The organism is Microbispora sp. NPDC049633 (genome assembly GCF_040675265.1).
In the GTDB taxonomy this organism is placed as follows: Bacteria; Actinomycetota; Actinomycetes; order Streptosporangiales; family Streptosporangiaceae; genus Microbispora; species Microbispora maris.
This window is the reverse complement of sequence record NZ_JBFAOO010000017.1, coordinates 15,322-27,043: the sequence shown is the minus strand read 5'-3', so window position 1 is coordinate 27,043 and position 11,722 is coordinate 15,322. Positions and strand designations below refer to the sequence as shown.

Below are 11,722 nucleotides of genomic sequence, written 5' to 3'. Positions count from 1 at the left end.
CGGTGGGTGATGGCCGAACTACTCGCACCGCCCTAAGCGGGGTCGAGCGGGCGCAATTCATCCGCGTATCCGACCGAAAGGCGGCGCATGGTCCCGTCCTCGGTGATGGAGTACTGCCCCATCCGCCACAGGGGCGGGGAGTACGCGTGGATCGAGACCGAGCCGGGCGCCTCGCCGGTCAGCCGGTGGATGTGGTCGGGCCCGAAGGAGAAGGCGTCGCCCGCCACGACCTGCGTCTCCAGGTGGGAGCCGCCGATGCGCGGGTTGCACTCCTTCAGCTCGCCGGCGACGACGCGGACCGCGCCGGAGGAGACGTCGTGGTCGTGCCAGCCGGTGTCGTCCCCGGGGCGCCAGCACAGCAGCCACACGTCCACGTACGAGTCCCGGTGCAGGGAGACGTAGTGGCGTCCCCCGTCCTCCGCGCCCTCGAAACTGAGGTGGTGACGCCACAGCTCGGGCCGTGCGGCCAGGTCCTCCACCAGGGCGAGCAGTTCGCGGCGGTCGAGCGCGCGTGCGGGCAGGTCGGTGAAGGAGGCACACAGCGCGCCTTCCTGGATCGTGGGCGTGCTCATTGCGGCGACTCCTTCCGGGACAGCAGGCGGCCGGGATTGGCCACGCGGACGGCGTGATCGATGGCTCGTTGTGCGGGGTCGCCGGGGTCCGGCCAGGCCGACTCGGCGTACGGCTGGTCGCTTCCGGCGACGAGGACGTCGACGCCGAGTTCGCGGATCACCGCGTCGGCGGCGCGCGGGCCGTAGGACGACGTCTCGAGGAACAGGCCGGGGTCCACCAGGCCGCGCCCGGCGGCGCCCCGGCTCAACTGGCGCTCCCTGTGCAGCGGGGCCAGTCCGGCCAGCAGGGCGAAGCAGACCTTCAAGCGGGGATGCCGGGGCCGGCCGAACGCCTCGAACGCGTACCAGGCGGCGTGCATCTGCTGCACGTACGGCACGACGGCGGCCCACCACGCCGGACCCGGGGCGGCGGCGGGGCCCGGGTGGACGAACAGCGGCAGGCCGCGCTCCTCCAGCACGTCGAGCAGCGGGGCGGCCAGGGCCAGCCCCCGGGCGTCGCCGAGCGCGGTCGCCGGAAGCTGCAGCCCGGCCAGCCCCTGGCCGGGGGCGTGGTCGAGGACGTGCGCGAGCCGTACGGGGTCGGGGTCGGTCACCGGGGCGGCGGCCCAGGCCCCGAACGGCGCGGGCAGCGCGCGGGCGTCGGCGTGGTAGGCGTCGATGAGCGGCCACGCCTCCTCCGGCGGCAGGTGCTCGATGCCGAGCGGGCTCGACAGGGAGACGAGGGCGAGGTCGAGGTGGGCGTTGCGCTTGCGCCGGATCTCCACGTCGTGGTCGGCCGGATCCGCCTCGTACGGCGGCTCGCCGTCGAGGACGAGCGTCCATCCGTCCAGGAAGGGCGGGCGGGTGCGGCGGCGCAGCGCGTCGACGAGGGACGGCGTCCACAGGTGCTGGTGCACGTCCACACTCATCGGCCCGGCCTCTCCGAGAAGTCCTAATTCCCTACTAACAATACATAATTATCGCCCGGATGTGACCCCGGGGCGGATCGCGACCCGCCCCGGAGCCGGTCAGTCGTCGCCGAGGATCATGTTGAGGAGCCAGCTGATCACGCCGACGACGATGGCGCCCCAGAAGGCGGCCATGAACCCGTCGACGTGGAAGGGGAGGTCGAGCTGCTCGGCGAGCCAGCTCGTGAACAGCAGCAGGGCGGCGTTCACCACCAGGGCGAACAACCCGAGCGTGATCACGTAGAACGCGCAGCCGATCGTCTTGATGACCGGCTTGATGACGGCGTTCACGAGGCCGAAGATCAGCGCGACCGCGAGGAGGGTGCCGATCTGCTTGGCCGTGGAGCCGGCGCTGACGGTGATGCCGTCCACCAGCTTGGTGGACGCCCACAGGGCCGCGGCCACCACGATGATCTTGAGTATGACCTTCACCTCAAGAATCCTTCCACGGCACGGCAAAGAACGCGCGGCTCCCGTGTGGCCGATGCGGGCGGGCCCGCGCCGGTGGCCGCGGGTGGGTGGCAAAAAGCCCGTCCGCTTCCGGCGGTCTTTCTCCCGTGGCGGGGGTATAAGGGGCAAACCTGGGGGAAACCCACGAGTTGGGGGTGAGATCGAATGGACGTGGAAGAGCTCGAGTCGCTCCCCGCGAAGGAGCTGCACGACCGCGCCGTGCGCTACGCCGTACGGCACGGCGACCTGGGGTTCCTGTGGGAACTGCTGAAGGTCATCCCGGCGGCCGAGGCCGCCAGCGGCAACACGGGCGAGACCGCGAACGACCTCAGCAGGGTCTCGGCGCTGCTCAGCGACGCGATCGGGGCGGGCGAGGGCGAGCTCGGCGACGCGCTCCGGCCGGTCTACGTCGAATACCTGTCCAAACATCCCGACGCCTGAGCGCGTCCCGTCCCCGGGAACGCTCAGCAACCTCTCATCTCCGCACGTCACAATGGCGGCGTGGTCAAGACACAGGTGCTCGTCGTCGACGACGAACCCGAGGTCCGCGACGCGATCGCGCGGGCGCTGCGCGTGGAGGGATACGGCGTGGCGACCGCCGGGGACGGCATGGACGCCCTCGACGCCATCGACGGCGTCGCGCCCGACCTCGTGGTGCTCGACGTGCTCATGCCGGGCATGGACGGGATGGAGGTCTGCCGGGCGCTGCGCGGCGACGGCAACCGGCTGCCGGTGCTCATGCTGACGGCCCTCGACGGCATCGGCGACAAGGTGGCCGGGCTGGACGCGGGCGCCGACGACTACCTGGTGAAGCCGTTCGCGCTGGAGGAGCTGTTCGCCCGGGTGCGCGCCCTGCTCCGCCGCGCCGCGCCGCCCCCGGAGGCGGGCTTCGCCGACCTGGTCCTGCTGCCCGACAGCAGGCAGGCGCGGCGCGGCCGCCGGCTCATCGACCTGACGAGGACCGAATACGCCCTGCTCGACCTGCTGATCCGCAACGGCGGCCAGGTGCTGACCCGGCAGGTCATCCTCGAACGCATCTGGGGCTACGGCTTCCGGCCCGGGTCCAACCCGCTGGAGGTCTACATCGGTTACCTGCGCAAGAAGACCGAGGCGGCGGGCGAGCCGCGGCTCATCCACACCGTCCACGGCCTCGGGTACGCGCTCAGGGAGCCCGCCGCCTCTACCGCCGGGGAGGAGCCGTGAAGCTCCGCTGGCGGCTCGCGATGGCCTCCGCCCTGGCCGGCGCGGTGAGCGTGATCGTCGTGATCGTGGCCGCCTACGCCATCACCTGCCGCCGGGTGGAGTGGGCGATGGACCACTACGGGACGTACGAGAGGTACGGCGACCGGCCTCCGAACGGCGTGCTGGCCGCCCTCGCCGACGTGGACGACCTGGGCTGGCCCTTCGTCGTCGTGGCGCTCGGCGGCCTGGTGCTCTCCGGGGGGCTCGGCTGGCTGGCCGCGCGGGCGGCGCTGCGGCCCGTCAACGCGCTCAAGGACGCCGCAGGACGGGTGGCCACCACCCGTGACCTGACCACCCGTATCGAGGTGGCGGGGGACGACGAGCTGAGCAGCCTGGCGCGCAGCTTCAACGCGATGCTCGACGCCCTGGAACGCTCCGCCAAGTCGCAGAAGCGCCTCGTCGCCGACGCCTCCCACGAGTTGCGCACCCCGCTCACCGCCCTGCGGACCAACGTCGAGCTGCTGATGAGGGGAGACCTGCCGCAGGAGGTCCACGACGAGGTGAGCCGGGCCGTGGTGAGCGGCCTGGAGGAGCTGACGGCGCTCGTCTCCGACGTGGTCGAGCTGGCCCGCGACGAGGAGCCCGCCGTGCTCGTGGAGAGCGTGCGCCTCGACGAGCTCGTGGAGCGGGAGGTCGCCCGGGCGGCCCGGCACTGGCCCTCGACCGCGTACTCCGTCTCGATGGAGCCGTGGGTCGTGCGGGGCGTGCCCGACCGGCTCGCCCGCGCCGTCGCCAACCTGCTCGACAACGCGGCCAAGTACAGCCCGGCCGGCGGCCTGGTCGAGGTGTCGCTGCGGGGTGGCGTCCTGACGGTGCGCGACCACGGCCCCGGCATCTCTGCCGACGACCTGCCGCACGTCTTCGACCGCTTCTACCGCGCGCCCTCGGCTCGGGCGCTGCCCGGATCGGGGCTCGGCCTGGCCATCGTGGGCCAGGTGGTGGACAGCCACGGCGGCAGCGTGTCGGCCAGCGCCGCCCCAGGCGGCGGCACGCTCGTCCGCCTGGCCCTCCCAGTAGGGTGAGGTCATGGGCTCTGTACGCGTCGAGCGGACCGAGGACGGGTTCGTCGCCCGCAACGAGCGGGGCGCCGAGATCGAGATGGGCACGGGCGACGGCCTGTTCAGCCCGGTCGAGCTGCTGCTGGCCGCCGTCGGCGGATGCAACGTCATGACGGTCGAGCCGCTCACCGCCAAGCGGGGTCACCGGCTCGTACGGCTGGCCGTCGAGGTCTCCGCCGAGAAGGAGAGCCCGACCCTCCTGCGCTCGGTCACCGTGACGTACGACGTGGAGCTGCCCTCGGAGGACTCCGGCGAGGTCTTCGAGGCCGTCGCCGAGCGGGTCCACGAGCGTCACTGCACGGTGAGCCGGTCGCTCCAGAGGGGCACCGAGGTCCGGCTGGACCTCGGGAAGTAGCACGGCCGGGCGGGGGCCGCCCGGATGTAGGCCGGAAATCAACCTGCCGATGACGACTTCATGACAGGGCCCCTTGTAGTGTTGAAGCAGGTCCTCGGGAGAGGCCGACAGACTTTCTTGATAAAGGACGCGGATGGGGGAACCGCGTCCGGAAAGCGGGGGACCCGCCGGTGCCTTTGGGGAGGGCATTCCTGGCGGAACCGCTTTGATCCGGAGCCGGGCAGTTGGGGGACTGCCCGGCTCCGGCATTTCCGGGGCCCTCCACCCGATCTCCCTCCACCCCCGTCCGGATGCCGGCCGCCTCGCGCGGGGGTCTGCCCGGCCCGGTACGGCCATCGCGCCGCCGAACATCCCGGCGGGAGCCCTGACCGCCCGCACACCCACCGGTGCCCCGGCCGCCATGCACCGCGTCCGGCGGGCCCCTTCACCCTGCCGTTCGCTTCGCCCATGCCGTTCGCTTCGCCCTTGCCGTTCGCTTCGCCCTTGCCGTTCGCTTCGCCCTTGCCGTTCGCTTCGCCCTGCCGTCCGGCTCCGCCTGATTCCCGCCGGGACGTCGGTCTGTCATCCCCTTGCGGGCGTCTCCGCGGCAGGGAAAAGGGCTTTGCATTCGTAAACCCGGAGGGCTTCGTCTCGTCGTGCGTCCGCGCTTTTGCGGCGGAATGCCTTCCCGCGCCGTCTCCGGTGATTTCCTTGGTGTTCTCTTGCCGTGCGGCCCGCCGATTTTGCCTCGCGCGGATCGGGCGCCCGGTCACGCACTGTCGGCATCGCCGCAGGCAGAGGGGCCGGCGATGGTCCGGCTTGGGGTAAACAGGAGCATGGGTAGATCTTCTGGGCGGTATGCGGCTTTTACTTTGCTCCGTCCTGACTCGTCCTGTAGTGTCCTGTTTGCCGCCAACCGGTGGCTGGTTTGGACTTGGAGAGGAGATCACCGTGGGTGACCCCACATCGACCTCCGAGCCAAGGCATTTCGGATCACACGTCTGACTCACGACGGCCTTCCGGCCGATCGCCATAGCTTCCGCGCACACGCCTCCGGGTGAACGACCTCTCGTACCCGGACACGTGGCCCGTCTTCGCGGTCTGCCGTTCGCAGGTCCCTAGATGACGCATGGCCATCCTCTGTCGTCTCAACGAAAGATCCCCAGCCCTGATGAAGACTCTGTTTGACCTGCGTGGCAACCGACGACTCTCCGCCGCGGCCTCGCTCGCCGGTGTGGTGGCCGTCACCGCGTCCCTTGTGGCCGCCGCGCCCGCGCCCGTCGAGCAGCCGGTCAACGAGGCCGCCAACGTCTCCGCCGCCGCCCCGGCGCGCGAGCTCGCCTTCGCCATCCCCGCGCACGAGGAGGTCCTGCTCCAGGGCAGCACCACCGGCTCGTACTTCTGGGACGACTCGTCGGGCCGCCAGGGCGACACCGGCCTGCCCGCCATCGGCAAGCCCATGCAGAAGGGCCTGTTCGCCAGCCCGAGCTGGCCGCTCGGCACCGAGGGCTACGTCTTCTACAAGGGTAAGAAGGCCAAGTTCTTCATCGGTGACCGCGGCCCGGGCGTCCCGTCGGACAGCGGCGTCATGCTGGACATCGACGGCAAGACCTTCGCCGAGCTGACCGGCACCAGCTGGAACGAGAACACGCTGACCGTCACCGGTGACCTCGGCCACATCCCGATCCAGTACGTCGTCACCAAGTGGGGCGACGGCCCGGGCCTGCGCGGCACGCCGATGCCGTTCTCCAGCGGCGCCTGGCGGGGCTGAGCTCCGAAATCCGATCACGTGGCGATGTGCGCGACCTTCGCGGGACTGCTAAGGTAACGGACATCGCAGGCGCCGCTAGCTCAGTTGGTTAGAGCAGCTGACTCTTAATCAGCGGGTCCGGGGTTCGAGTCCCTGGCGGCGCACAGAACGAAAGCCCAGGTCGGCGCAGCCGCCCTGGGCTTTCGCTGTTCGCCGGTCGTCTCATCTCCCCAGACGCCTCGTCATGAAGACGCTGTTGGGGTCGGGCCGATAGTCGGCGAAGGGCTCGCAGTATTCGAACCCGAACTTCTCGTACAGCCGTCTCGCGGGCAGGAAGAAGTCGGCCGAGCCCGTCTCCAGGCTCAGGCGGGCGAAGCCCAGCCGCTCGGCCTCGGTGAGGATGTGCCGCAGCAGCAGGGAGGCGATCCCGCCGCGTTTGCGCGCCGTGGCGGTCCGCATCGACTTGAGTTCGGCGTGATCGGCGTCCAGCCTCTTGATCGCACCGCAGCCGACGAGGGCGTCGCCGTCCAGCACCGACCAGAACCTGATCCCGGGCGCGCGGAGAGCGTCGAGGTCGAGGGCATGCTTGCTCTCCAGGGGGGTGATCGACCGCATCTCCCGGACGTGCTCCATGAGGAACTCGGCGATCTGCGGGCCGGACAGGTCGTCTTCGACGATTCTCATCTGTTCCGTTCATCCATCGGGTCGACAGCACTGTCCCGCACTCTAGGCCGCCGCCGTGCGCCTCAGCGATGCCGGAGGCGTGGGGGAGGAAAGGGGCAGCAGACAAGGATCCGGTCGATACGCCATAAGATGGACGCGGAGTGCCGGGAAGTCTGGTCGGCGGTCGTCGTAACCGAGCCCGGAAACGGAGCGCCCATGGCCTCTCCCCGCCGACTGTCCCTCCTCGGTCCCGCCTCCCGGGCCGAGACCCGCCGCATCGCCGACATCCTCCGCAAGGAGACGATCGGCGGCGCGCTGCTCCTGATCGCCGCCGTCGCGGCCCTCGTCTGGGCCAACTCGCCCTGGTCGGAGGCGTACGCGGGGCTGCGCTCGGCCACGGTCGGTCCGGCCGGGTGGCACCTGGACCTCAGCCTCGCCAAGTGGGCCTCCGACGGGCTGCTGGCGATCTTCTTCTTCGTCGCGGGTCTGGAGCTCAAGCGCGAGTTCGTGGCGGGAGACCTGCGCGATCCCCTGCGGGCCGTCGTCCCGGTCGCGGCGGCCGTCGGCGGTGTGATCGTCCCGGCCCTGCTCTATCTTCTGGTCAACGCGCTCCTCGACGACGGCGCGGTGCGGGGATGGGCGACCCCGACGGCCACCGACATCGCGTTCGCGCTGGCGGTGCTCGCCGTGGTGGGGCGGCGCCTGCCCGCCGCGCTGCGCACGTTCCTGCTCACCCTGGCGGTCGTGGACGACCTGCTGGCGATCGTGATCATCGCGGTGTTCTACACGTCGCACCTGTCGGTGGTGCCGCTGCTGGCGGCGCTGGCGCCGCTCGGCGTCTTCACCGTGCTGGTGCAGCGGCGGGTGCGCTCGTGGTGGCTGCTGCTCCCGCTGGCCGGCCTGACCTGGGGGCTGGTCCACGCCTCGGGTGTGCACGCCACGGTGGCCGGGGTGCTGCTCGGCTTCGCCGTACCCGTCCTGCGCAGTGAGAAGGCGGGCGGCCCGGAGGCGGGACCGGGGCTCGCCGAGCACTTCGAGCACCGGTTCCGCCCCATCTCGGCCGGCGTGGCCGTGCCGCTGTTCGCGTTCCTGTCCGCGGGTGTGCCGCTCGGCGGGCTGGGCGGGGTGACGAAGCTGCTCACCGACCCGGTGCCGCTGGGTGTCATCGCCGGGCTCGTCGTGGGCAAGCCGCTGGGGATCATGGCCGCCACCTGGCTGACCGCCCGCTTCACCCGTGCCGACATCGACGAGGGGCTGGCGTGGGTGGACGTCGGCGGGCTGGCGATCCTGTCCGGCATCGGGTTCACGGTGTCCCTGCTCATCGGCGAGCTGGCGTTCGGCCCGGGCACGGCTCGCGACGCCCAGGTCAAGCTGGCGGTGCTGGCCGGCTCACTGGTCGCGGCGCTGCTGGCGACGGTGGTGCTGCGGCTGCGCGACCGGGCGTACCGGCGGCTCGCCGAGGCCGAAACCGCCGGATCCGCGCGTGCCGGGGCCGAGCGTGCCGGATCCGAGGGCGCCGGGGCCATGGCCATCGGCGAGCGGCATCCGTACGGCGAGTGACATCGCGCCCGGTGGTTCTCACCACATGACGGGCAGCGTGTCGAACCCTCCGGCCAGCCTGTCGGTGTGCGCTCTGAGCTCCTCGTACGGCACGGCGAGCGCGAGGGTGGGGAAGCGCGCGAAGAGGGAGCCGAAGACCGCGCGCAACTCGACCCGCGCCAGGGACGCCCCGAGACAATGGTGCGGCCCGTGGCCGAACCCGACGTGCGGCTGGGGATCGCGCCGCCGGATGTCGAAGCTGTCGGGGGCGGGGTAGACGCGCTCGTCCCTGTTGGCCGCCGGGGTGGACAGCATGACCAGCTCGCCCGCCCGGATCCGCACACCGGCGAGCTCGACGTCCTCGTGCGCGTAGCGCACCAGCCCGTGCTCGCTGGGCGAGGCGACCCGCATGATCTCCTCGACCGCGCCGTCCAGGAGGGAGGGGTCGCTCCGCAACGCGTCGCGCTGCTCCGGGTTGCGCAGGAACAGCAGCACGCCGTAGTCGATCTGGTTGACCGTGGTCTCGTGGCCGGCGAACAGCAGGCCGCCCGCGATCCTGGCGACGTCGTCCTCCGGCAGGGCGGCGTTCGCGAGGTCGGAGTAGACGTCCTCGGCCGGGTGGTCCCGCTTGGTCTTGACGATCTCGTAGGTGTAGGTGTTCAGCTCCACCTGGGCGGCGGCGGACCGCTCGGGGTGACGCAGGTCGGTCATCGCCTCGGCCATGGCCCGGAACCTGTCCCTGTCCTCGTACGGCACGCCGAGAAGCTCGCAGATCACCTGGATCGGCAGCGGGAGCGACAGGCCGGTGTGCAGGTCGGCGGGCGGGCCCTGCTCGGCGAGCCGGTCGAGCAGGCGTCCGGTCAGCGCCACGACCCGGTCCGACAGGCTTCGCATGCGCCGGGCCGAGAACGCGGGGGAGAGCAGCCGCCGCATCTGGGTGTGGACGGACCGTTCCGTGGCGTAGTCGCCGCTCGGGCCGCCGAGCAGGGCGTTGTTCGACAGGCGGGCCGCGCTCGGCGGGTCCGGGTGGGACCGGCCGAACCTGTCGTCGCCGAACACCTGCCGTATCTCCTGGTAGCCCGTGACGAGCCACGCCTCGTCGCCCATCGCGGTCGTGACCTTGGTGATCGGCGCCCTGCTCCGCAGTTCGCCGAAGCCGGGAGATATCTCCAGGACGTCCGGCCGGTCGAACGGCAGCCGTGGGAGTCCGGGCATGGGTGGCCTTCCTTTCGCTCGATGTAGGCCCTCTCGAATCTCTCCCCTGACTCGCTGTCCGGCAAGGTAGTAAAACCATGTCCGGTGTGATCGGAGACGCGACGTTTGCCGCACGCCGCAACGCCGTGCCGGGCCAGGGGCCGATGGGAACACCAGCGTCGTTCCGCGGCGCGGCATGACACGGGTGGTACGTGAGGAACAGGACTCAAGTGGTGGTGAAGTCACCGCAGCGGGCGGGAGATCTTCGTCGGGGCCGGGGTGGCGGCGCCGCCGAAGGGGGGAGGTCGCTTCTCACTACCAATCGTGTCCGGATGAGCACATCGTTGTCTCCCGGCACAGAGCCTGGAGGTGGTGACGAGTGCGGTTCTCAGCCGAGGACGCTGCCTGGAGACAACTGAGCAGCGAGTACGCCGGTCGCTGGTCGATCTGGAGGAGCGACGCCGGCCGCTGGTACGCGACCCGGCTGACCAGGTCGCTGTCCCGGATCGAGATGGACCGGGGCCTCATCATGACCGCATGCGGCGAGAGCGCGGAGGAACTGCGCGCGCTGCTCACCGCGCAGGACGGCCTGACGGGCCAGCCGCTCTCCTCGTGATGCCCAGGACGTGGGCCCGGACCGCCGGGCTCACGCCCGAGAGCCCGTCCGCGCGTCCGCCGGGGCTCACGATCGGCCGGTACGCCGGAAACCCACCCGGGGCTCACGATCGGCCGGCACGGCCGGATCCGCGAACGCCCGTCGCCCGCCCGCTTCGCCAGGAGGAGTGCCCGCCGGGCCCCTGCGAGCGTCGCGGGACGGATGGGAAAATCCCTCTCATGACAGAACCAGCGGTTCGCGAACCCGTCCCCCCGACCGGCACGCAGCACACGATCGCCGCGCACGGATACGAGGCGACCGTCACGGAGGTGGGCGGCGGCCTGCGCGCCCTGACGTACCGCGAACGGCCGCTGGTCATGTCGTATCCCGCCACCGCGCAGCCCGTCGGCGGCGCCGGGCAGTTGCTGCTCCCGTGGCCCAACCGCGTGCGCGACGGCAGGTACGACGCCGACGGCGAGACCAGGCAGCTCGCGATCACCGAACCCCGGACCGGCAACGCCGCACACGGCTTCGCCCGGCTGATGCCCTGGAGGGTCCTCGACCGGGACGACGCCTCGATCCGGCTCGGGCTGCGGTTGTTCCCCCAGCTCGGCTATCCCCACGTGCTCGACCTGACGGCGTCGTACGCGCTTGGCGAGGCGGGCCTGGAGGTCGAGGTGTCGGCCGTGAACGTGGGTGAGGGCGTCGCGCCGTACGGCATGGGCGCGCACCCCTACCTCACGCTCGGCGAGGAGACGGTGGACGACGCCGTGCTGGAGGTGCCCGCGGCCGAGTGGACCCCCGTGGACGAGCAGAAGATCCCGGTCGGCCGCCGCCCGGTCGAGGGCACGGAGTACGACTTCCGCGAGGGACGCCCCATCGGCGGCACGGTGCTGGACACCCCCTACACGGATCTGCGGCGCGACGCCGACGGGCTGGTGCGGGCCCGGCTGCGGGCGGCCGACGGCTCCAGGGGCGTGGAGTTGTGGGGCGGGCCCGGCGTCGAATGGCTCCAGGTCTTCACCGGGGACACGCTCGCCGAGCCGTACCGGCGGGCCGGAGTGGCGGTCGAGCCGATGAGCTGCCCGCCGAACGCCTTCGCGACCGGCGAGTGCCTGGTGCGCCTCGCGCCGGGGGAGCGGGTCGCCCATCGCTGGGGGATCACCGCCCTGTCGACGGCGTGAGAGGGCACGCCAGAAGGTGCGCGAAAGGGTTGTTGCGGGTCACGGCGGACATGCGGCGCGATTCGGGCGTGCCGCATCTGGACTCCGGGACGGGCTGGATTTCAGTTATTTTCACGGCGACTCCGCCCGGGCGGGGGCGCCCCGCCATGACGGGGAAGAGGCCAGGAGCGCCGGACGTGGCGCCGCTGACGTGC

General features: G+C 71.5%; 13 protein-coding genes and 1 tRNA gene. 9 read left to right on the top strand and 5 right to left on the bottom strand.

Going from position 1 to position 11,722, the window contains the following annotated elements; all coding sequences use genetic code 11:
* Positions 1–32 precede the first annotated feature (32 nt).
* The 3 genes from AB0J39_RS07145 to AB0J39_RS07135 form a co-directional block, all read right to left on the bottom strand.
* Positions 33–572, bottom strand: coding sequence for a cysteine dioxygenase family protein (locus AB0J39_RS07145; protein ID WP_363462529.1), 540 nt, complete (start codon positions 570–572; stop codon positions 33–35).
* Complete coding sequence (locus AB0J39_RS07140; protein WP_363462528.1) at positions 569–1,480, bottom strand: amidohydrolase; 912 nt, start codon at positions 1,478–1,480, stop codon at positions 569–571. Before AB0J39_RS07140 ends, AB0J39_RS07145 begins: the two co-directional genes overlap by 4 nt.
* Positions 1,481–1,579: 99 nt before the next feature.
* Entirely contained in the window at positions 1,580–1,951 is a 372-nt protein-coding gene (locus AB0J39_RS07135; RefSeq protein ID WP_363462527.1) for a phage holin family protein, read from the bottom strand.
* Between the two features lie 183 nt (positions 1,952–2,134).
* Here AB0J39_RS07135 and AB0J39_RS07130 point away from each other — a divergent pair, with 183 nt between their 5' ends.
* The 6 genes from AB0J39_RS07130 (at position 2,135) to AB0J39_RS07105 (ending at position 6,517) form a co-directional block, all read left to right on the top strand.
* Entirely contained in the window at positions 2,135–2,410 is a 276-nt protein-coding gene (locus AB0J39_RS07130; RefSeq protein ID WP_346224662.1) for a hypothetical protein, read from the top strand.
* A 60-nt stretch (positions 2,411–2,470) separates the two neighbouring features.
* Complete coding sequence (locus tag AB0J39_RS07125) at positions 2,471–3,172, top strand: response regulator transcription factor (RefSeq protein ID WP_363462526.1); 702 nt, start codon at positions 2,471–2,473, stop codon at positions 3,170–3,172.
* Positions 3,169–4,233 (top strand): HAMP domain-containing sensor histidine kinase, encoded by a 1,065-nt coding sequence (locus AB0J39_RS07120; protein WP_363462525.1) that lies wholly within the window; start codon positions 3,169–3,171, stop codon positions 4,231–4,233. The genes AB0J39_RS07125 and AB0J39_RS07120 overlap by 4 nt, the downstream gene beginning before the upstream one ends.
* A 4-nt stretch (positions 4,234–4,237) precedes the next feature.
* Positions 4,238–4,624 (top strand): OsmC family protein, encoded by a 387-nt coding sequence (locus tag AB0J39_RS07115; protein WP_363462524.1) that lies wholly within the window; start codon positions 4,238–4,240, stop codon positions 4,622–4,624.
* A gap of 1,150 nt (positions 4,625–5,774) precedes the next feature.
* A complete protein-coding gene (locus AB0J39_RS07110) occupies positions 5,775–6,374 on the top strand; it encodes a hypothetical protein (RefSeq protein ID WP_363462523.1) in 600 nt (199 codons plus the stop codon).
* Between the two features lie 69 nt (positions 6,375–6,443).
* A tRNA-Lys gene (locus AB0J39_RS07105) sits at positions 6,444–6,517 on the top strand.
* A 58-nt stretch (positions 6,518–6,575) separates the two neighbouring features.
* Here the strand turns inward: AB0J39_RS07105 and AB0J39_RS07100 are convergent.
* Positions 6,576–7,037, bottom strand: coding sequence for a GNAT family N-acetyltransferase (locus AB0J39_RS07100; protein WP_363462522.1), 462 nt, complete (start codon positions 7,035–7,037; stop codon positions 6,576–6,578).
* A gap of 195 nt (positions 7,038–7,232) precedes the next feature.
* Here AB0J39_RS07100 and nhaA point away from each other — a divergent pair, with 195 nt between their 5' ends.
* Positions 7,233–8,576 (top strand): Na+/H+ antiporter NhaA, encoded by a 1,344-nt coding sequence (gene nhaA, locus AB0J39_RS07095; RefSeq protein ID WP_363462521.1) that lies wholly within the window; start codon positions 7,233–7,235, stop codon positions 8,574–8,576.
* An 18-nt stretch (positions 8,577–8,594) separates the two neighbouring features.
* On the opposite strand, the gene AB0J39_RS07090 is transcribed toward nhaA, so the two are convergent.
* Positions 8,595–9,770: a cytochrome P450 gene (locus AB0J39_RS07090; RefSeq protein ID WP_363462520.1), complete on the bottom strand. Its 1,176-nt coding sequence runs from the start codon at positions 9,768–9,770 to the stop codon at positions 8,595–8,597.
* 358 nt (positions 9,771–10,128) lie between these two features.
* Here AB0J39_RS07090 and AB0J39_RS07085 point away from each other — a divergent pair, with 358 nt between their 5' ends.
* Both AB0J39_RS07085 and AB0J39_RS07080 read left to right on the top strand, forming a co-directional pair.
* On the top strand, positions 10,129–10,365 hold the full coding sequence (locus AB0J39_RS07085) for a hypothetical protein (protein ID WP_169984128.1): 237 nt from the start codon (positions 10,129–10,131) through the stop codon (positions 10,363–10,365).
* Positions 10,366–10,583: 218 nt separating this feature from the next.
* Positions 10,584–11,528, top strand: a complete 945-nt coding sequence (locus AB0J39_RS07080) for an aldose 1-epimerase family protein (protein WP_363462518.1) — start codon at positions 10,584–10,586, stop codon at positions 11,526–11,528.
* Positions 11,529–11,722 lie beyond the last annotated feature (194 nt).

Bases quoted from the DNA above. Each gene is read 5' to 3' on its own strand.
- AB0J39_RS07110 (WP_363462523.1), top strand. From the start codon at position 5,775: ATGAAGACTCTGTTTGACCTGCGTGGCAACCGACGACTCTCCGCCGCG.
- AB0J39_RS07140 (WP_363462528.1), bottom strand. From the start codon at position 1,480: ATGAGTGTGGACGTGCACCAGCACCTGTGGACGCCGTCCCTCGTCGAC.
- AB0J39_RS07090 (WP_363462520.1), bottom strand. From the start codon at position 9,770: ATGCCCGGACTCCCACGGCTGCCGTTCGACCGGCCGGACGTCCTGGAG.
- AB0J39_RS07115 (WP_363462524.1), top strand. From the start codon at position 4,238: ATGGGCTCTGTACGCGTCGAGCGGACCGAGGACGGGTTCGTCGCCCGC.
- AB0J39_RS07130 (WP_346224662.1), top strand. From the start codon at position 2,135: ATGGACGTGGAAGAGCTCGAGTCGCTCCCCGCGAAGGAGCTGCACGAC.
- AB0J39_RS07145 (WP_363462529.1), bottom strand. From the start codon at position 572: ATGAGCACGCCCACGATCCAGGAAGGCGCGCTGTGTGCCTCCTTCACC.
- AB0J39_RS07080 (WP_363462518.1), top strand. From the start codon at position 10,584: ATGACAGAACCAGCGGTTCGCGAACCCGTCCCCCCGACCGGCACGCAG.
- nhaA (WP_363462521.1), top strand. From the start codon at position 7,233: ATGGCCTCTCCCCGCCGACTGTCCCTCCTCGGTCCCGCCTCCCGGGCC.
- AB0J39_RS07100 (WP_363462522.1), bottom strand. From the start codon at position 7,037: ATGAGAATCGTCGAAGACGACCTGTCCGGCCCGCAGATCGCCGAGTTC.